The organism is Couchioplanes caeruleus (genome assembly GCF_003751945.1).
Taxonomy (GTDB): Bacteria; Actinomycetota; Actinomycetes; order Mycobacteriales; family Micromonosporaceae; genus Actinoplanes; species Actinoplanes caeruleus.
This window is the reverse complement of sequence record NZ_RJKL01000001.1, coordinates 2,608,153-2,627,270: the sequence shown is the minus strand read 5'-3', so window position 1 is coordinate 2,627,270 and position 19,118 is coordinate 2,608,153. Positions and strand designations below refer to the sequence as shown.

The 19,118-nt window shown below is 70.8% G+C and carries 16 protein-coding genes and 1 tRNA gene; 15 read left to right on the top strand and 2 right to left on the bottom strand.

The genetic code is table 11. From position 1 onward, the window contains the following. Positions 1 to 92 precede the first annotated feature (92 nt). Entirely contained in the window at positions 93 to 1,502 is a 1,410-nt protein-coding gene (locus EDD30_RS39020) for a hypothetical protein (protein WP_170208267.1), read from the top strand. 78 nt (positions 1,503 to 1,580) lie between these two features. Here EDD30_RS39020 and EDD30_RS11480 read toward each other — a convergent pair whose 3' ends face one another. Beyond that, positions 1,581 to 1,928, bottom strand: coding sequence for a phage terminase small subunit (locus EDD30_RS11480; protein WP_123678233.1), 348 nt, complete (start codon positions 1,926 to 1,928; stop codon positions 1,581 to 1,583). A 796-nt stretch (positions 1,929 to 2,724) separates the two neighbouring features. On the opposite strand from EDD30_RS11480, the gene EDD30_RS11475 reads away from it, so the two are divergent. The 12 genes from EDD30_RS11475 (at position 2,725) to EDD30_RS11420 (ending at position 17,631) form a co-directional block, all read left to right on the top strand. Continuing rightward, the gene (locus EDD30_RS11475; RefSeq protein ID WP_071810298.1) at positions 2,725 to 3,477 is read left to right on the top strand and encodes an ABC transporter permease; all 753 of its coding nucleotides are present in this window, start codon (positions 2,725 to 2,727) and stop codon (positions 3,475 to 3,477) included. 41 nt (positions 3,478 to 3,518) lie between these two features. Then, on the top strand, positions 3,519 to 4,328 hold the full coding sequence (locus tag EDD30_RS11470; RefSeq protein ID WP_071810299.1) for an ABC transporter permease: 810 nt from the start codon (positions 3,519 to 3,521) through the stop codon (positions 4,326 to 4,328). 110 nt (positions 4,329 to 4,438) lie between these two features. Continuing rightward, the gene (locus EDD30_RS11465) at positions 4,439 to 6,061 is read left to right on the top strand and encodes a GGDEF domain-containing protein (RefSeq protein WP_084558058.1); all 1,623 of its coding nucleotides are present in this window, start codon (positions 4,439 to 4,441) and stop codon (positions 6,059 to 6,061) included. 145 nt (positions 6,062 to 6,206) lie between these two features. Further along, positions 6,207 to 7,400 (top strand): YihY/virulence factor BrkB family protein, encoded by a 1,194-nt coding sequence (locus tag EDD30_RS11460; RefSeq protein ID WP_071810300.1) that lies wholly within the window; start codon positions 6,207 to 6,209, stop codon positions 7,398 to 7,400. Positions 7,401 to 7,954: 554 nt separating this feature from the next. Beyond that, positions 7,955 to 8,101, top strand: coding sequence for a hypothetical protein (locus EDD30_RS39015; protein WP_170047739.1), 147 nt, complete (start codon positions 7,955 to 7,957; stop codon positions 8,099 to 8,101). Between the two features lie 209 nt (positions 8,102 to 8,310). Continuing rightward, positions 8,311 to 9,489, top strand: a complete 1,179-nt coding sequence (locus EDD30_RS11455; protein WP_071810301.1) for an ROK family protein — start codon at positions 8,311 to 8,313, stop codon at positions 9,487 to 9,489. Next, on the top strand, positions 9,486 to 11,162 hold the full coding sequence (locus tag EDD30_RS40540; protein WP_244945205.1) for an ATP-binding cassette domain-containing protein: 1,677 nt from the start codon (positions 9,486 to 9,488) through the stop codon (positions 11,160 to 11,162). Before EDD30_RS11455 ends, EDD30_RS40540 begins: the two co-directional genes overlap by 4 nt. 85 nt (positions 11,163 to 11,247) lie before the next feature. Next, positions 11,248 to 12,330, top strand: coding sequence for an ABC transporter permease (locus EDD30_RS11440; RefSeq protein ID WP_071805633.1), 1,083 nt, complete (start codon positions 11,248 to 11,250; stop codon positions 12,328 to 12,330). An 84-nt stretch (positions 12,331 to 12,414) separates the two neighbouring features. Further along, on the top strand, positions 12,415 to 13,458 hold the full coding sequence (locus EDD30_RS11435) for a substrate-binding domain-containing protein (RefSeq protein ID WP_071805634.1): 1,044 nt from the start codon (positions 12,415 to 12,417) through the stop codon (positions 13,456 to 13,458). Positions 13,459 to 13,490: 32 nt separating this feature from the next. After that, positions 13,491 to 14,675: a Gfo/Idh/MocA family protein gene (locus EDD30_RS11430; protein WP_071805635.1), complete on the top strand. Its 1,185-nt coding sequence runs from the start codon at positions 13,491 to 13,493 to the stop codon at positions 14,673 to 14,675. Positions 14,676 to 15,328: 653 nt separating this feature from the next. Then, positions 15,329 to 16,468: a hypothetical protein gene (locus EDD30_RS11425; RefSeq protein WP_071805636.1), complete on the top strand. Its 1,140-nt coding sequence runs from the start codon at positions 15,329 to 15,331 to the stop codon at positions 16,466 to 16,468. A 155-nt stretch (positions 16,469 to 16,623) separates the two neighbouring features. Further along, a complete protein-coding gene (locus EDD30_RS11420) occupies positions 16,624 to 17,631 on the top strand; it encodes a sugar phosphate isomerase/epimerase family protein (RefSeq protein WP_071805637.1) in 1,008 nt (335 codons plus the stop codon). Between the two features lie 57 nt (positions 17,632 to 17,688). Here the strand turns inward: EDD30_RS11420 and EDD30_RS11415 are convergent, their stop codons facing one another. Further along, positions 17,689 to 17,994 carry a hypothetical protein gene (locus tag EDD30_RS11415; protein WP_071805638.1) on the bottom strand — a complete coding sequence of 102 codons (306 nt, stop codon included), beginning with the start codon at positions 17,992 to 17,994 and terminating at the stop codon, positions 17,689 to 17,691. 207 nt (positions 17,995 to 18,201) lie between these two features. Here EDD30_RS11415 and EDD30_RS11410 point away from each other — a divergent pair. Further along, positions 18,202 to 18,274, top strand: a tRNA-Asn gene (locus tag EDD30_RS11410). Between the two features lie 242 nt (positions 18,275 to 18,516). Next, positions 18,517 to 19,101 carry an RNA polymerase sigma factor gene (locus tag EDD30_RS11405; RefSeq protein ID WP_071805639.1) on the top strand — a complete coding sequence of 195 codons (585 nt, stop codon included), beginning with the start codon at positions 18,517 to 18,519 and terminating at the stop codon, positions 19,099 to 19,101. The last annotated feature ends 17 nt before the right edge of the window (positions 19,102 to 19,118 follow it).

The window sequence follows — 19,118 nt, the reverse complement described above, 5'->3', positions numbered from 1 at the left end:
TCTATCGAAGACCGACACACCTACTTCGAGACGCGCCCGAGCCCGGATGCCCGCCGTGGTGGTCCTTGCGGGCGTTTTCTATGCTGCGCGGGTTGTTGATCAAGTCAGTCATGGGGGAGATCGTGGCAAGAAGTCGTTTCCGGCCGTGGATCCGCGGCCTCGGCGCCGTCGGGCTCATCGGGCTCGCCGTCGCGGCTTCGTCGACCGCGGCTTCGGCCGCTCCGGGCCAGCCGGCACTCGTCGGCGGTCCGACGACGGCCGTCACGGCCACGCCGGGCGGTAGGGCCGCGGACGCGCTCGCGGTGGGCAATGCGAGCACCGCGGCCATCGCCAAGACCTACGTGCTCCTGGCGTGGGATCCCGGCATGAAGCCGGTCACGACCTTCGACAACTGCCATTACGCGTCTCGTGCTGCCTTCTGCGAGTTCGGCACCGAGCTTGCTCCCGCGAAGCAGTACGTGGTCCAGCCGCAGGTCGAGTACGACATCGACGCCGAGTCCATGGCGCCGCTCACGCTGTACACCCACGCCAAGTGGTACACCGCCGAGGAGGCGGCACCGGATCTCGAGTCCTGGCGCAAGGAACATCCGACGCGCGGCACGGGCGGCAAGCTCGACCTGCGGGCCACGTCGGAGCCGGTGGGTGCGCCGAGCGCGGACCCTGGCAGCAACCGCAACAGCCTCACGGCATTCACGATCACCGGTAACAATCCGGTCAACCTGAAGGCGGTCGGCGCGACCGTGCGGGGCGCGGTCGGGCAGACCGTCAAGCTGAAGGTCGGCCAGCAGAACACAGGCCCCGCGGCGGCCAACTTCTTCGGCGGTGGTACCCGCGGCCTGTTCGACAACACCTTCGTGGACGTGCCGCAGGGGACGACGGTCGTCAAGGCGCCCGAGAACTGCAGGCAGGTCCTCCCGCGCTCCTGGGCGCCGAATTCGGAGGCGTACGACTGCAGCCTCCCGACGTCCCTGGACCACGTGCTCAAGCCGAACACGAGCCAGGAGTGGGAGTTCGACCTCCGGATCGAGCGCAAGGGCGAGACGAAGTCCAAGGTGGTCGTCAATTACGACTTCGTGGGCCGGGAGCACGGCAGGGACGCCAACGCCGACGACGACCGCGCGGACATCGTCGTCATCGCGGAGAGCTCGAACGGCTCGGGCACCGGCACCGGCACCGACACCGGGACCGGCACGGGCACCGACAACGGCACCGGCACCGGCACCGGCACCGGCACCGGCACCGGCACCGGCACCGGCACCGGGACCGGCAACGGCACCGGTAACGGGACCGGCACGGGCACCGGCACCGGCACCGGCACCGGCACGGACGGCGGTACCGCGAACGCCGGTGGCAAGGCGGACGCCGGCTCCGGTGGGGGTCTGGCGCTGACGGGTGCCAACGTGCTGACCGTCGGCAGCGCGGGCCTGGCGCTCGTGGTCGCGGGCGCCGTGGCCTTCCTGGTGGTGGCGCGCCGGCGACGCGCTACCAAGTTCGTCGCCTGACCCGCCGGACACCGGACGCACCGTCGGAGGATCTCGGTTGCTCGTCACCGCGCGAGGAACCGAGATCCTTCGCATTGATCAGGGGAAGGACAGCTCGGCGACGGTGTCTTCGCCAGGCGCGTGCGCGTTCGTGGTCTCGATCGCGCGGGCCGCCCGGTCGCGGCTCTTGGCGAGGTTGCGCCGGATCACGCGAGCCAGGGCGTGCCCGCCGTTGCTCACTGTCCAGTGGACAGCGGCTTGCGGGGAACGGCGCCAGTCGTCGTACCAAGCGAGCACATCGTCGCCGAAGGTGCGAGATGAGAGCTCGGCCAGCTCGGGGCCGCGGAGTTCGTTGTCCCGGGGGAGGACCGTCTCGCCGTGCGTCGGGGCGTTGCGGCGGCGACGCTGCTCGTCGGGCTTGGGGGCGTGCATGGTGCCGCGTGCCAACGGTCCTCCTTTCGGGTGTAGGCGATGTGAGTGGACGATGCAGTGATGCGAGATTGAATCAGTGCATGTGGATGGATGGCATCGAAGTTTGCTGGTCCAAGACCCTTGCACCCTGGTGTCCATGCTCGTACATTCCACCTGTCCGACCACTGCCCACAATGGAGGAACTATGCAGTTCAAGCGCACTGTCGGAACTTCGGAGGATTGATGCTGGCGGCCACGCTCGCTTGGGCAAGTTCGCCGGCGACTGCAGCGGCAGCTTCATCCGGCGTGCCCGCGGTAGCGTCGTCTAGCGCACCTGCGGTCTCTAGCGCGATGTTCGACCCGCAGCCCGGCTCCGTATGTGTACTCGGGCTACAGATTCAGCTCAGAGAGTGGCCCTGCTGATCAGGTGCTATCCAGGTTGCGCGGGACTTTCGGATCTAGAGCATCAGACGCGTCGAGTTGCGTATCGCGGACCGGCTACGCGGAGTGGCGTGCTCTGGTGGGCCCGCCGTCAGCCGGCGACCTCTATGCCGTACGCGGCCCGTGATGCTATGCCGCTTCGGTCGCGGTCGGGCCGGCGAGGGGCCAGCCCAGGGCGCTCACGGACAGTAGGCGAGCTGAGCGTCGGCGAGGTCCGGTGTCACTGCCCTCACCCACGGTGTGTCTGCTCCGGACCAACGCGGTCAAGCGATGCCAGTCGTCAAGAGAGATCGGCGGCTTCTCGCACGACCGCTGCCTCGCTTGGGCTCGGTGTGAGAATGTAGCCAGGGCCATCCGGCTTCTTTGTCACTTGAAACGCTGGTGGACTGACATGACGTGGTATGTGCTGGAATATCACCTGGTCAGCTACCGCCGGATCTGGCGCTCGAGCGTGCTCTCGTCGTTCGTGCTGCCGCTGCTGACGATGCTCGGCTTCGGCGTGGGGGTCGGCGCATACGTCACTGGCGGCGTCGAGGGGGTGCCCTATCTCGACTGGATGGTTCCCGGCCTGATCGCCTCCACCGCCATGCAGATCGCGATCGGGGACTCCACCTGGCCGGTGCTGGGCGGCTTCGAGTGGCAGCGCAACTACTTCGGCCAGGCGGCGGCGCCGCTGCGGGTCTCGGACATCCTCGACGGCCACCTGCTCTTCATCGTCTTCCGCACCCTGACGAGCTGCGCCGCCTTCCTGGTGATCGCCGCGGCCTTCGGCACCATGCACTCCTGGTGGGCGCTGGCCACGCTGCCGGTCGCCGCGCTCGTCGGGCTGTCGGTGTCGACGCCGACCTTCGCGTACTCGTCGACCATCCGCAGCGACAGCTATCTGGCCATCCTGTTCCGGCTCGGCGTCATACCGATGTCGCTGTTCTCCGGCGTCTTCTTCCCGGTCGAGTCGCTGCCCGACCCGTTGCGCTGGATCGCATACGCGCTGCCGCTCTGGCACGGCGTCGATCTCAGCCGCGCGGCGACGCTGGGCACCGCACCGGCCTGGCCGGTGCTCGGCCACCTGCTCTACCTGGGGCTGTGGGCGGTGGCGGGGTGGCTGCTCGCCCTGCGCCAGTTCGGCCGCCGGCTGGTGGTCTGAGATGTCCTGTCGTTCGTCCCGGATGCGCTGAGGGGTTCACCGTGGTCACCCTGGTCCTGCCGCGACTCGTCTCCTTCGAGGGTGCCGGCCGCCGCTCGGGGTCCGTCGTCGAGCGCAACGTGGCGACGCTGCGCAGCGCGTACTGGCTGGTCATGGCGTCGGGGTTTCTCGAGCCGATCCTCTATCTGTTCTCGATCGGGGTCGGCGTCGGCACCCTCGTCGGCGACCTGACGCTGCCGGACGGCCGGGTCGTCGGCTACGCCGCGTTCGTGGCGCCGGCCATGCTGGCCTCCTCGGCCATGACCGGAGCGCTGGCGGAGACGACCTTCAACTTCTTCGGCAAGATGAAATTCATGAAGCTGTACGACGGGATGCTGGCCACTCCCGTCCGCCCCATCGAGATCGCCATGGGGGAGCTCGCCTGGGCGATGCTGCGCGGCAACATCTACGCGGCGGCGTTCCTGGTGGTCATGGTGGTCATGGAGCTCACCACGCCGGCGCGGGCCCTGGCCGCCTTCGCGGGCGCGGTGCTGGTCGGCTTCGCCTTCGGCGCCGCGGGCATGGCGCTGTCCACGTTCATGCGGAGCTGGCAGGACTTCGACCTCGTCGCCTCCGCCCAGTTCGCGCTCTTCCTCTTCTCGGGGACTTTCGTACCGGCCGAGGCGTATCCGTCGATCCTGCGCTGGCTGGTGGAGGTCACGCCGCTGTATCGCTCGGTCGACCTGATCCGCGCGATCACGACCGGGGGAGTGGGCTGGATCCAGCTTCTCGACGTGGTCTATCTGCTGGTGGTGGTCGCCCTCGGCCTGGCCGTCGCAGGACGCCGGATGGAGAAACTGCTCTGCAAGTGACCGGCTGACTCTCCGCAGGTTTGCCCTGCTCGCGCCGATCGGAAGATCGGGAGCAAACCCTCCCGCAGGCCGCGGAGCCGACCGCGGCGTGACGGATGCCGGGAGTCGCCATGGTCATGATGACGCGGGCGGGCACCGAGGTGCCCCTGGACGCGGCCCGGATGACGCAGGTCGTGGACGAGTACGAGGATCTCGCCGACTTCGACGTGGCCGAGGCCCAGGCCACCGCCCTGATGATCGAGCGGGCGGCGGACGAGGCGGGGGAGACCGAGCTGCGCTGGCGGGCCCGGTTGCTGCAGGCCGACATGGTCGAGCGGCGCGGCGAGCTGGCGTCCGCGGCGAAGATGATCGTCGAGGTGCTCGAGTGGGCGCAGGTGAGCGGCTGCATGCGCGTACAGTCGCGGTCGCACCGGGTGCTGGCCCGGCTCTACCACGCCATGGGCGATCTCGCGGCGAATCTCGAACACATGATCCAATGCGTCGACGCGCTTGACGCTACCACTCCCGTCTCCGGGCGGATCGCGTGCCTGATCAAGCTGGCCGACGCGTACGCCGAGACCGGCTCGATGCCGTCCGCCCGCGACCGCTACGAGCAGGCGATCCTGACCGCGGCGGAGCACGGCAACGCCCGCCGCCAGTTGATGGCCCTCAACAACTATGCGTATGCCGAGTACGACCGCGGCAACCTGCCCATGGCCCGGCGCGTCCTGGAACGCCTGCGCGCCGCCGGCGAGGAGCACGGCCGGCCGCTGGACTTCTCCGCGCTGGACACCGTCGCCCGGGTCGAGGCGCTGCTCGGTGACCTCGACGCGGCCGAGCGGGCGGCGCGGGCGGCGCTGCGGGCGTACCTGGACGAGAACGCGCAGGAGGCCGACGCCGAGGCCGACCTGCTGCTGACGCTCGCCTTCGTGCAGCGGCTGCGCGGTGAACTCTACGACGCGCAACAGACGATCGACCGCGTCCAGGCGCTGTGCGGCCGGCACGCGCTGCGGTTCAACGAGGTCCAGGCCCTGTTCGAGCAGGCCGAGATCCAGGCCGCGGCCGGCGACTTCGCCCGCGCGTACGCCACGATGCACCGGTTCCACACCGCGGAGAAGCGGTTGCAGTCGGCGCAGCGGGAGGCTCAGGCCCGCAACCGCCAGGCGCTCTTCGAGGTCGACGAGGCTCGCCGCCAGGCGGAGTGGTTCCGCGACCAGGCGCGGCGCGACCCGCTGACCGGCCTGCACAACCGCCGGTACGTCGACGAGCGCCTGCCTGCCCTGCTGGAGAAGGCCACGGGCGACGGCTCGCCGGTAACGGTGGCCCTGATCGACCTCGACCACTTCAAACGCGTCAACGACACGCTCTCGCACGAGACCGGCGACCGGGTCCTGACGGACGTGGCGGCGATGATCGGCCGTACGGATGCCGGCCCGGCCGGGTTCGCCGCCCGGCTCGGCGGCGAGGAGTTCCTGCTGGTCGTCACGGGCGTCGACGTCGCAGGTGCGGCGCTGCGCATGGAGGATCTGCGCCAGGCGATCTCCGGCCATCCCTGGGAGCCGGTCACCGGGGAGCTGCCGGTCACGGTGAGCATCGGCGTCACCGCGGTCACCGCCGGGGACACGCAGAGCGGGGTGCTGGCCCGTGCGGACGAGGCCCTCTACGAGGCGAAAAGCGGCGGCCGCGACCGGCTCTGCCTGGACCCGCGGGTCCAGATCGCGGAGCGTCGTCGCTTCCGCGACGGCATCCGGTGAGCACGCCGTGTGAAGAAGGTGGTTAAAGCAGCGATGTCCAGGGCATCTCCAGGTCAGGTCGCGAATCGCCCGGCCGGCGGATGAGCCGAGCGGGAGCGGAACGCGACGCGCAGACGACGCGTAGCGCCCTGGAGGTATCCCGGCGATGAGACTTCTTGGCAAGGCCGGCGACACATCGCACGAGCACGGCCACGACAACGAGCCCGCCCACCACGAGGAGGCGGCGAACCGTGGCACGACCGCCCCCGGCAACGCCGCGGAGGCGAAAGCCGCCGGGGCACGGGACACGGCCGACGCCCGGGGCAAGCGGCTCGATCTCGACGCCGCGGCCACCTCCCGGACCGCGGACGACCGGGATACCGACCTCTCCGCGCCGAGCCCGGACGCCGGACCGGACAGCCCCGCCGAGCTCAAGGGCAAGGGCGTCCTGGGGGCCCTCAAGCGGACCTTCAAGCAGTTCTCCCAGGACAACGTCACCGACTGGGCGGCCGCGCTCACCTACTACGGGGTGCTGTCGATCTTCCCTGGCGCGCTGGTGCTCGTGTCGATCCTGGGCATGCTCAGCAGCGACGGCCAGCGGACGGTGCAGGAGACCGTGCAGGAGGTCGCGCCCAGCGAGCAGATCCAGACCCTGGTCGGCCAGGTGCTCACCCAGGTGCAGGACCCGGGCACGGCGGGTCTCGCCGCGATCATCGGTATCGCGGCCGCGTTCTGGTCCGCCTCCGGCTACATCGGCGCCTTCATGCGGGCGTCGAACTCCATCTACGACGTGCCCGAGGGCCGGCCGATCTGGAAGACGCTGCCGATCCGCCTCGGGGTCACCGCGGTCATCGGCGTGATGCTCGTGCTCTCGGCCTTCATCGTCGTCTTCACCGGCGACCTGGCCCGCGTGGTCGGCGACAAGATCGGCCTCGGCGAGGCGGCCGTCACCACCTGGAACATCGCCAAGTGGCCGGTGCTCGTCGTCATCGTCAGCCTGATGTTCGCGATCCTCTACTGGGCCTCGCCGAACGCCAAGACCGGCGGTTTCCGCTGGGTGAGCCCCGGCGGCGTCTTCGCCGTGCTGGTCTGGGTGGCCGCCTCCGCCGCGTTCGCGATCTACCTGGCCAACTTCGCCAACTACAACAAGACGTACGGGACGCTCGGCGGTGTCATCGCCTTCCTGGTGTGGCTCTGGATCTCCAACATCGCCATCATGCTCGGGGCCGAGCTGGACGCCGAGTTGGAGCGCGGGCGGGCCATCGCGGCCGGGCACTCGCCGGACGACGAGCCGTTCCTGCAACTGCGCGACGACCGCAAGCTGAAGAAGGGCAGCGAGAAGGGCCTGAGTACGTCATAACCCCGCAGTCGACCACCGACGGCCGCGGTGCCCGCAAGGGCGCCGCGGCCGTCCTGCGTGCGGCTCCGTGCGGGAGGAATGACCCCGTCGGAATTTCCCAAGATCAGGGTTCGCTCGCCGATCCGGCGCTGGTCGCAGGGTGACCGCGTAGCCGTTCTCCGCGGACCGCGAGCCTTCTGTGGCCGACGGAGTCGGTGAGTCGAGTCTGCCCACCTAACAGACGTAACCGCCCGATCGTGGCGCCCGCGAGCCCGCGTGCGTCGGTTGTGCCGTTTCCGCAGGTTCATGCCATGTCGCCGTGCCCGATGTCGGTCGCGAACGGCATCCTCCTTCAGGAACGAAGCTGATGAAACGCATACATCTCGTCGACACCGGCAGCCGGAAAATCACCGCACTGGTCGAGGTTCCCGGCCAGCTCACCACGGCGGTGCCCTGTCAGGGCAAGATCGCCGCAGCCGACGGAGCACGGATCGTCTCGATGGACCGGGCCGGCCGTAAGGCCGCACTGGCCCCCACGAGCGGACACACTGCATCCTTGACGGCCGACGGCACCGGTGGCCTGTACGAGCACGTACGGCGGCTTCGAGGGGTACCGCGACACCGGCACCCTGCCGAACAGCATCGTGGACGACGACCGGTTCCGGGCATGCACGACCTTCGGCGCCAGCACCTGGCGTTGCACCCCGTGGATCGTGGCCTGACCGGGCCGGTGACGGCAGCCCACCTCGCCCCGCACCATGGCGCGGGGTGGGCCACCGGCCGGCGCCCGAGCTGAGGCAACTTTTGACTCCAGCGACAAAAGTTTGTGGTGATCAACGAGAAGGTATGGACTCCTGTGCCGGAAGGGCCCTAGTGTGACGGGCGTGACACCGTCCGTGTCTCGGCGGTGGGGACGGTCCGGAGGTTGCCCGTGCATGTCGTCGACGCCCCCCATCTGCGCCTGCTCCGCCTGCTGCGGGACGAAGGGCCCGTTTCGCGCGCCGAGCTCGGTGACCGGCTCGATCTGACCCGGCCTCGCCTGCTCGCCGAGGTCGAGCGCCTGGTCGCGGCGGGCTACATCGCCGAGGCAGGGATGGCCGCCTCGCGCGGCGGCCGCCGCTCCACCCTGGTCGAGCTGCACCCCCGGTTGCGGTTCGCCGCCGTCGATCTCGGCGCCAGCTCCATCGACATCGAGGTGACCAACGGGCGGCTCGAGCCCGTGGCGGCGTACCGGGAGGGCGCCGACATCCGCAGCGGGCCCAAGGTGATCCTGCACCGGGTCAACGAACTGCTGGCCAAGGCGCGCACCGACGGCGCCTACGAGCGGCTCGACGGGGTGGGCATCGGCGTGCCGGGGCCGGTGAGCTTCCGCGACGGCGTGCCCGTCTCGCCGCCGATCATGCCGGGATGGGACCGCTATCCGGTGCGGGAGCTGCTCACCCGCGAGCACGGCTGCCCGGCCGTGGTGGACAACGACGTCAACATCATGGCCATCGGCGAGCGGCACGGCGGCGTCGCGCACTCCGTCGACGACTTCCTCTTCGTCAAGATCGGTACGGGCATCGGCTGCGGCATCCACCTCGGCGGCGGCGTCTACCGGGGCGTGGACGGCTGCGCCGGCGACATCGGCCACATCCAGGTCGATGCGCACGGTCCGGTGTGTTCCTGCGGCAACGCGGGCTGCCTCGAGGCGCTGTTCAGCGGCGCGGCGCTGTCCCGTGACGCACTGGCCGCCGCCCGCAGCGGGGAGTCGCCGGCCCTGGCCGAGCGCCTCACCGTCCACGGTGAACTTGGCGCGCGCGACGTCGCCGACGGCGCCGCAGAAGGGGACGTCACCTGCATCCGGCTCATCCGCGACGGCGGGCGCCGGCTCGGGGCGACCCTCGCCACGCTGGTCAGCTTCGCGAACCCGTCGATGATCGTCATCGGTGGCGGCCTCGCACAGCTTGGTCACATCCTGCTCGCCGAGATCCGCAGCGTGGTCTACCGGCGCTCGCTGCCGCTCGCGACCGGCAACCTGCCGGTGGTGCTCAGCGAGCTGGGCGCCCGCGCGGGCGTCACGGGTGCCGCGGTCCTGGCCAGCGACACCGCCTTCGAGCAGGCGTCATGAGCGCCCCCGTGAGCGCCGGAGAGGTCGTGCTGCGGCTGGAGGGCGTGGTCAAGACCTTCCCTGGCGTCCGCGCCCTCGACGGCGTCGAGCTGGAGGTCCGCGCCGGAGAGGTGCACTGCCTGCTGGGGCAGAACGGCGCCGGCAAGTCCACACTGATCAAGATCCTGGCGGGCGTGCACCACGCCGACGAGGGCTCCATCACCTGGCTCGGCGAGCCGTTCGCCCCGGCCACGCCGCAGGCCGCGATGCGCGCCGCGATCGCCACGATCTACCAGGAGCTCGACCTCGTCGACGACCTGTCGGTGGCGGAGAACGCGTTCCTGGGCCACGAGCAGAGCCGCGGGGGATTCCTGCGGCGGCGGTCCACGGCCGCCCGGACGCGGGAGATCTTGTCCCGGCTCGGCCACCCGCAGATCCCGCCCCGCCGACTGGTCCGCTCGCTGCCGGCGGCGGGAAAGCAGATCGTCAGCATGGCGCGTGCCCTGTCGCACGATGCCCGGCTGATCGTCATGGACGAGCCCAGTGCCGTGCTCGCCCACGACGAGGTGGAGAACCTGTTCCGGATCATCCGGGAGCTGACGTCGCACGGGATCGCGGTCATCTACATCTCGCACCGGCTCGAGGAGATCCGCGACATCGGCGACCGGGTCACCGTCCTCAAGGACGGCCGGACCACCGCCGCCAACCTGCCGGCCCGCGACACCCCGACCAGCGAGCTGGTCAGCCGGATGACCGGCCGCACGATCGAGTACGTCTTCCCGCAGCGCGACGCGGAGACCGGCCCGGAGCCGCAGCGCGACGCGGAGACCGGCCCGGAGCCGCAGCGCGACGCGGAGACCGGCCCGGAGCCGCAGCGCGACGCGGAGACCGGCCCGGCGTCGCAGCGCGACGTGAAGGCCGGCCCAGAGCCGCAGCGCGACGCGAAGAGCGCCCCGCCGCTGCTCGAGGTCGACGGGCTGACCCGCGAGGGCGAGTTCGCGGACGCGTCGCTCACCGTCCGGGCGGGCGAGATCGTCGGTATCGCCGGGCTGGTGGGCTCGGGCCGCTCCGAGCTGCTGGAGACGATCTTCGGAGCGCGCCGCGCGGACCGCGGCACGGTCACTCTCCACGGCAGACGGATCTCGTCGATCGGTGCCGCTGTCAGGAACGGCATGGGCATGGCGCCCGAGGAGCGCAAGAGCCAGGCGCTGCTGCTAGACGAGCCGATCTACCGCAACATGACACTGTCGTCCTTCGCCGGCTACGCCCGCGGCGGCTTCACCCGGACCGGCAGGGAACGGGCCGCCGCCGCGCAGACCGCCGACCTGCTGGAGTTGCGTCCCCGCGACATCGAGCGGGCGGTACGCACGCTCTCCGGCGGCAACCAGCAGAAGGTCGTCGTGGGGCGGTGGCTGCTCGGCGGCACCAGGCTGCTGCTGCTCGACGAGCCGACCCGCGGCGTGGACGTCGGCGCCCGGGCGGAGCTCTACCAGGTGATCCACGACCTCGCGGCCGGCGGCGTGGGCGTGCTGCTGGTCTCCAGTGAGGTGCCCGAGGTGCTCGGTCTCGCCGACCGGGTGCTGGTCATGCGCGAGGGTCACCTCATCCACGAGGCGCCCGCCGGCGAGATCGACGAAGCGACCGTCCTGGACCTCGTCATGGCGGGGTCCCTCATGGAGGGGGAGGCGGCGTGACCGAGTGCACCGAGCGACGCCCGCCGGAAGCGGCCCACGACCGTGCCGGCGCGGGCCAGGAAGGCACGCCAGAGGAGGGCACAGCATGACGGATCAAGGCACCCGCCCCGGCGTGCCGGCGCAGTCCCCGCCGGTCGAGCCGAAGACCGTGAGCGGCGCCCCGGCTCCGCCGCGGGGAAGCTGGTGGAAGAGCGACGGTGCGGAACCCGTACGCCGCAACATCGGCCTGGTCGGCGTCCTGGTCATCCTGGTGATCATCGGAATCGTCACCCGGCCCGAACTGTACGGCGACGCCACCTGGTTCAGGAACAACACCTTCACGATCCTGCAGCAGGCCTCCGCCATCGGCGTCGTGACCGTCGGCATGACATTCGTGATCATCGGGGGTGGCATCGACCTCTCGGTCGGCGCGATCATCGCGATCGCCGGCGTCTGGTCCACCACGCTCGCCACCCAGAGCTACGGCGCCGCCGGGATGATCTTCACCGCCATCGTGGTCGGCGTCGTGGTCGGACTGGTCAACGGTGTGCTGATCTCGTACGGGAAACTCGTGCCCTTCATCGCGACCCTGGCGATGATGGTCGCGGCCCGCGGCCTGGCGGCGCAGATCTCCGGGAAGCAGACGCAGGTCTCCGCCAACGCGACCATCAACAACATCGCCACCACGAAGATTCTCGGCATCCCGCTGCTGGTCGTCATCCTCGGGGTCGTGGTGGCGGCCGGCTGGGTCCTGCTCAACCGCACCACGTTCGGCCGCCGTACGGTGGCCGTCGGCGGCAATCCGGAGGCGACCCGCCTGGCCGGCATCAATGTCAAGTTCCACACCCTGCTGCTGTACGCCCTGTCCGGACTCTGCTGCGGCATCGCGGCGATCATGCTGACCGCCCAGGCGACCAGCGCGCAGGCCGCGATGGCGAACCTGTACGAACTCGACGCCATCGCCGCGGCGATCATCGGTGGCACGCTGCTCAGCGGCGGCCGCGGCACCATCGTCGGCGCTCTCTTCGGCGTGCTGGTGTTCTCCACCATCACCAACCTCTTCGCGATCAACAACCTTTCCACCGAGGCCCAGAACATGGTCAAGGGCGGCATCATCGTCGCGGCCGTCCTGGTCCAGCAGTTCCGCTACCGATCCCTCACCCATCTCCTGGGTCGTACCCCGAACTGAGTCTCCTGGGTCGTACCCCGAACCGACCGAACCCCCACCCCGCGGCGACCGGCGACGGCCGCCCGGTCACCCCTGGAGAAAGACATGTCTCACCTCTCTCGCCGCCGCATCCTCTTCGGTGGCGCCGCGGTAGGCGCCGGCGCCCTCATCACCGGCTGCACCAGCAACACACCGCAGGAGAACACCCAGGTCAAGACCAACGACGAGAAGGCGAACCCGAACGCCGCACCGGGTCAGAAGGTGGTCGTCGGCTTCTCCGCTCCGGCGGCCGACCATGGCTGGCTCGCCGCCATCACCAACAACGCCAAGGCGCAGGCGAGCGCCTACACCGACGTGGAGTTCAAGGCGGTGGCCGCGAGCACGGACGCCGCGGCCCAGCGCGCGGCGCTGGCCACGCTGATCGCGCAGAAGCCGCACGTGATCGTGATGCTGCCGCACGACGGCAAGGAGCTGAACGCGGTGGGCCTGGAGGCCATGCGGGCCGGTATTCCGGTGGTCAACCTGGACCGCGCATTTCCGGACCGGGCCGCGTACCGGGTGCAGATCAAGGGCGACAACTTCGGGATGGGAGTCGCCGCGGGCACGTACATCGGGGAGCAGATGAGGGCCAAGGGCGTGGCCAACCCGATCATCGGTGAGATTCCCGGGGTCGACTCGCTGGAGCTGACCCAGGAGCGCTCGGCCGGTTTCACCGCGGCCCTCGCGGGCTTCGGCTTCAAGGTGGCCAACCGGCGGCCCGCGGACTTCACCGCCGACGGAGGCCAGCGGGCCGCGACCGACCTGTTGCAGGCGCTGCCCAAGGTGGACGCTCTCTGGAACCACGATGACGACCAGGGCATCGGTGTCCTCGCGGCGATCAACCAGGCGGGCCGTAAGGAGTTCATCATGGTCGGCGGCGCCGGCTCGAAGGCGGCCATCGACGCGATCGCGGCCGATCAGACCGTCCTCAAGGCGACGGTGACCTACAGCCCCTCGATGGCCTCCTCGGCGATCTCGCTCGCCCGGCTGATCGGCCAGGGCAAGGGCATGGCCGACCTGGTGGAGCTGCAGGTGCCGAAGGAGATCACCCTGGCCTCGGAGACGATCACCAAGGAGAACGCGGCGCGCTACGCCAAGCTCGGGTTCTGAGCGGTTCGTCCACTTCGTCATAGGGAGAACTCATGGAGCAGCTGCGGGTCGGCATGGTCGGTCACGCGTTCATGGGCGCCGCGCACTCACAGGCGTGGCGCACCGTCAACCACGCGTTCGACCTACCGCTGCAGGCGCGGATGTCGGTGGTCTGCGGCCGTGACGAGGACCGGGTCGCGGCCGCGGCCGCCACGCTCGGCTGGGAGGCGCACGCCACCGACTGGCGTAAGGTGGTGGCGCGTGACGACATCGATCTGGTGGACATCTGCACGCCGGGCGACACCCACGCGGAGATAGCCCTGGCGGCGCTCGCCGCCGGCAAGCATGTGCTCTGCGAGAAGCCCCTGGCCAACTCGGTGGCCGAGGCCCGCGAGATGGCCGAGGCCGCGGCGGCCGCCCAGACCCGCGGCGTACGGACGATGTGCGGCTTCAACTACCGGCGCGTGCCGGCAGTCGCCCTGATGCGCCGCCTCGTCGCCGCGGGCCGGATCGGCACGGTGCGCCACATCCGCGCCGTGTACCTCCAGGACTGGATCGTCGACCCCGAGTTCCCGCTGGTCTGGCGCCTACGCCGGGACGTGGCGGGCTCCGGGGCGCTGGGCGACATCGGCGCACACATCGTCGACCTCACCCAGTACGTGACCGGCGCCCGGATCACCGGCGTGAGCGCCCTGACCGAGACCTTCGTCCGCGAGCGGCCCTTGCCCACCGAAGCGGCCGGACTGTCCGCCACCGGCAACGGCCACGCCGGATCGGGCGAGGTCACCGTGGACGACGCGGCGCTCTTCCTGGCCCGGCTCGACGGTGGGGCGATCGCCACCTACGAGGCGACCCGCTTCGCCACGGGCCGCAAGAACGGCCTGCGCGTCGAGCTCAACGGCTCCCTCGGCTCCGTGGCGTTCGACTTCGAGCGGATGAACGAACTGGAGTTCTACGACGCCACGGCGCCGTCCGACGAGCAGGGCTTCACCCGCATCCTCGTGACCGAACCGGACCATCCCTACATGGCGGCCTGGTGGCCGGCCGGACATCCGATCGGCTACGAGCATTCCTTCACCCACGAGGCGCGAGACCTCATCGCGGCCATCGCGGCGGGCGAGGACCCGGCGCCGTCCTTCGCGGATGCTCTGCAAGTGCAGCTCGTGCTGGACGCGGTGGAGCGGTCGGCGGCCACGTCGGCCTGGGTCCCCGTGGAGGCCGAACTGGCCTCTGTCTGAGAAGTCCGCCGCTGACCCGCGAGGGCGATCCGGTTGCGCCCCGGACCGTGCGGGGCGGCGGCGGGGTGGGTGTCCGGCATCGGCCGTAGGGTTCCGGGTCGCTGCCGGGCAGCCTTTCCCGCGATGAGTACGGGCACAGAACGGTCCCGTGGCACACGGCCCGGCGGTGCCGTCCCCAGGCCGTAGCGCCCGCATCCGGCCGAGCCGCAGGTCCCGGCACGACCCCTCGCTCGAGAGGGTGAAGCGGCATGCCGGCGGCGGCCGTCGAACCCGGGCACAGAGCTCGTGTGACATGTCGAATGCCTGTCCGAGTGTGCATTTGATGCACCGATCGCGCCCTCTTCTCCTGGCTGTCGCGTTGCTGTCGGATTTCCGTCCGAGCAGCTCACCAAGGGAAGGAGCATCGGCACCTGGCGATGGCACCGACCTTTGTGGATCATGTCCGGGTCGGCCGGGTTGTCGCACGGCGAGTACGCCGCTGATCCGGCAGGCCGTCGAGGCTCGTGTCTGAGGGCAGGCAACCGTACGGATGGAGGCGCCATGGCATCTCGCCGGTCCGTCGCGACAGCCGCGACGACCCGCGGTCGGGGGGTCCACGCGGGACGTCGCGCGCACGGAGGCGCCGGTGACGCCCCGCTCCAGGAGGGATTCTGATGCGTCTGCGTCACCACTCGGGCCGGGTCGTCCACCTGAGCCACGGCACCGACCCGCGGCCCGCCCGGACTCTTTCGGACATCGTCGAGCGGCTCGACGCGTATGCCGCGGTCCGCGCCGGTCACGACGTGCACACCCTCGGGGTGAGCCTCTGGCTACCGCCCGCCCTCGCCGCCGCCCTCGCGATCGACGGGCGCTCCCGCACCCGGCTCCGTGCCGAGCTCGACGCCCGCCGGCTCGAGGTCGTCACGTTGAACGGAATCGCCTGCGCGGAGGACGGCGCCGAGGGCACCCGGCACGACGCCGGCGTGGAGCAGGACGGGGACGCCGGCCAGCCGGACTGGAGCAGTCCCGCCCGTCTGGAGTACACCCTCGACCTCGCGCGCATCCTGGTGGATCTGCTGCCCGACGACGCCGTCCGCGGCGCCGTCAGCACCATCGGCCTGGGCCGCCGGGAGGGCTGGGACGAAGACAAGGAGAAGGCCTGCTCGCGCATCCTGGGCCGGCTCTCCGGCGGCCTCGCGGAGGTGGCGTGGCAGACCGGCCGCGCCGTGCGGGTCGGTTTCCGGCCCGAGCCCGGCGCGGTGCTTGACGGCTCCGCCTCCGTGGCGGCCGCGTTCGCGCGGGTGGACAAGGACCGCCTCGGCGTCGCCCTCGACCTGGCGCACCTCGCGTGCACCTGGGAGGACCCGGCCGCCTACCTCGACCGGCTGACCGGCGCGGGCGTGCCGGTGATCCACGTGGAGGCCGCGACCGCGGTGGAGGTGGCCGACCCGGTCGCCGCCGCCGAGACGCTGCGCCGCTATGTGGACGACGGGCGGCCGCACGCGGTCACCACCCCGGACGGAGGCTACGTCGCCGATGTGGCCCAGGCGCTGCGGGAGTTCCCGCCGGGGCCGTGGCGTGTGCTTCGCCGCGTACCGTGGGGATCCGAACCGCCCGCGCCGCTGACGGCGACCACCGGGATCTGGCGCTCCGGGTTGCGGCAGTTGCTGGCCGGTGCGGTGCCCGGCACCGAGTATCTGGACATCGAATGGCAGGGCGCGCTCGCGCTCGCCGAGCTGGGACTCTCGCCCCCGGGTGCGCCGCAACCTCGATCGGCGCCCGTCTCTCTTGTTGACCGGGTCGCGTTTCCCTAGAGTTTGAGCCGGTAGCCCACCCCGGCGCGGGCGGGCCCGCCGGGCGGCGCAGGCCCGGCGCGGCCGCGACGCCCGCCGCCGGGCGGTTGCCGCCGCCGGTCACCCTCGCCCCGGCCCGGGACCCTCTTCGTCACGCATGCGAACAGGGAGATGACATGGCGCGACCGATCACGCTCTTCACCGGCCAGTGGGCCGACCTGCCGTTCGACGAGGTCTGCCGGCTGGCCTCCGAGTGGGGGTACGACGGCCTCGAGATCGCCTGCTGGGGCGACCACTTCGAGGTGGACCGGGCGCTGGCCGAGGACGACTACGTCGACCGCAAGCGCGAGCAGCTCGCCAAGCACCACCTGCGGGTCTTCGCGATCTCGAACCATCTCGTCGGCCAGGCGGTCTGCGACCATCCGATCGACGAGCGGCACCGGGACATCCTGCCGGCGTCGATCTGGGGCGACGGTGACCCCGAGGGGGTCCGCACCCGGGCGGCGGAGCGGATGAAGGACACCGCCCGCGCGGCGGCCAGGCTCGGCGTCACGACCGTGGTCGGCTTCACCGGTTCGTCGATCTGGCACACGGTGGCCATGTTCCCTCCGGTGCCGCCGGCCATGATCGAGCGAGGGTACGCGGACTTCGCCGCACGCTGGCACCCGATCCTGGACGTCTTCGACGAGGTGGGCGTCCGGTTCGCGCACGAGGTCCATCCCAGCGAGATCGCCTACGACTACTGGACGACCCGGCGCGCCCTCGAGGCGATCGGCCACCGCCCGGCATTCGGCCTCAACTGGGACCCGTCCCACTTCGTGTGGCAGGACCTGGACCCGGTGAACTTCATCCTGGAGTTCCGGGATCGCATCTACCACGTCGACTGCAAGGACGCGAAGGTCCGTACGGGCGACGGCCGCCGCGGCCGGATGTCGTCCCACCTGCCGTGGGCGGACCTGCGCCGCGGCTGGGACTTCGTCTCCACCGGCCACGGGGACGTGCCGTGGGAGGACTGCTTCCGGGCCCTCAACGCGATCGGCTACGACGGACCGCTCTCGATCGAGTGGGAGGACGCCGGCATGGACCGCCTGACCGGCGCCCCGGAGGCACTGCGGTACGTGCGCAGCCTCGCGTTCGACGCCCCCGCGGCGGCCTTCGACGCGGCCTTCTCGTCGTCCTCGTGACACGCCGGCGGCCCGGCCCACGGGGAGATGGGCCGGGCCGCCGGATGCGGCAACGGGTCAGTACGTGGTGCCCGTGCTGTTCGAGCTCGCGCTGGAGGTCGACAGGTCGCCCGAGTTGGACGACGACGTGCTGCTGGCGGAGTGCAGCTTCTCACCGAGCTTGGACTGGTTCAGCTTGTCCTTGCCCTCGGTGTAGAGCTTGTTGGCCTGCGCCTGGGCGACGCCGGCGGCCTCTTGCACCGTCGGGTGCTCCCACACCTTCTTGGCGTTGGCCGCGATCTCCTCGTACTTCTCCCGGCCGGCACGGCTGCCCAGGACGAAGCCCGCCGCGAGACCCGTGATGAACATGAGCTTTCCGCGCATGGCGGCTCCTTCCGTTCGGTGACGCGCGTGCGTCTGGTCCGGTGCATACCCATCCTGCCGCCCGCTCATACCCCCCGTTGGCGTTTCCGTCGGTTGGACCCGCTCCGGGAGTGTCGGGGGTACCCCGCAAGCGGTCCCGGCGCTGGGTGATGTATTGTTTCCCCGGTCGCCACGACAACCCGCGCAGCGGGAGGTCGGGCCCAGTGATCCCCTGTAGCTCAATTGGCAGAGCAGCCGGCTGTTAACCGGCAGGTTATTGGTTCGAGTCCAATCGGGGGAGCTCCTCCACCTCGTCCTGGCCGGTTCGCGGCCAGTTGCATCCCTGTTTGTATCGCCTGTGCCACGGCTTTGTATCGCCTGTGCCACGGCGTCCCCCTGTGCGGCCGTCCTCGGCTTCGACCCACAGGATCTCTCCGACTCGCGGGACCTATCGTGCGACGCCACGCCGATGGCGGTGTGTACCGTGCTGGCCTTGTCCGGCCCGGAAGAGCGGCGCCGGGGTGAGGGGTCGACGGAGCAAGCGTGTGGGATGACGACGAACTGACCGCGGCGGTGAAGGCGGCGTGCGCCGGCGACGAGGCGGGTTTCACGGCCCTGTGGCGCTCCCTGCAGCCCGCCGTCCTGCGTTACCTGCGGGTCGTGGCCGGCGACGCCGCCGAGGACGTGGCCTCCGAGACCTGGCTGCAGGCCGCCCGCGACCTGCACCGCTTCACCGGCGATGGTGCCGCCTTCCGGGGCTGGCTGTTCCGGATCGCCCGGCACCGCGGCATCGACGAGCGGCGGCGGGCCGGGCGCAGGCGGGAGGATCCGGCCGAGTTCGGCGCCGACGACGCCGGCCGTACGGGCGACGCCGCCGCGCAGGCCCTGGAGCACTCCGGCACCGAGTGGGCGATCGGGCTCATCGCCGGGCTGCCGCCGGACCAGGCCGAGGCCGTGATGCTGCGGGTGGTGGCCGGGCTCGACGTCGCGACCACCGCTCGGGTGCTCGGTAAGCGTGCCGGCGCCGTCCGCGTGGCCACCCTGCGTGGCCTGCGCAAACTTGCCGCCGATCCGCGTGTTCAGGCGCGTGGCGACGAAAATTTCGTCACCCGTACGAGGGAGGTGTAACGCGATGGGAGGCTGGC

Coding starts and splice junctions, on each gene's coding strand:
- EDD30_RS11425 (WP_071805636.1), top strand. CDS start 15,329: ATGCGTCTGCGTCACCACTCGGGCCGGGTCGTCCACCTGAGCCACGGC.
- EDD30_RS11440 (WP_071805633.1), top strand. CDS start 11,248: ATGACGGATCAAGGCACCCGCCCCGGCGTGCCGGCGCAGTCCCCGCCG.
- EDD30_RS11475 (WP_071810298.1), top strand. CDS start 2,725: ATGACGTGGTATGTGCTGGAATATCACCTGGTCAGCTACCGCCGGATC.
- EDD30_RS11420 (WP_071805637.1), top strand. CDS start 16,624: ATGGCGCGACCGATCACGCTCTTCACCGGCCAGTGGGCCGACCTGCCG.
- EDD30_RS11430 (WP_071805635.1), top strand. CDS start 13,491: ATGGAGCAGCTGCGGGTCGGCATGGTCGGTCACGCGTTCATGGGCGCC.
- EDD30_RS11465 (WP_084558058.1), top strand. CDS start 4,439: ATGGTCATGATGACGCGGGCGGGCACCGAGGTGCCCCTGGACGCGGCC.
- EDD30_RS11435 (WP_071805634.1), top strand. CDS start 12,415: ATGTCTCACCTCTCTCGCCGCCGCATCCTCTTCGGTGGCGCCGCGGTA.
- EDD30_RS40540 (WP_244945205.1), top strand. CDS start 9,486: ATGAGCGCCCCCGTGAGCGCCGGAGAGGTCGTGCTGCGGCTGGAGGGC.
- EDD30_RS11415 (WP_071805638.1), bottom strand. CDS start 17,994: ATGCGCGGAAAGCTCATGTTCATCACGGGTCTCGCGGCGGGCTTCGTC.
- EDD30_RS11460 (WP_071810300.1), top strand. CDS start 6,207: ATGAGACTTCTTGGCAAGGCCGGCGACACATCGCACGAGCACGGCCAC.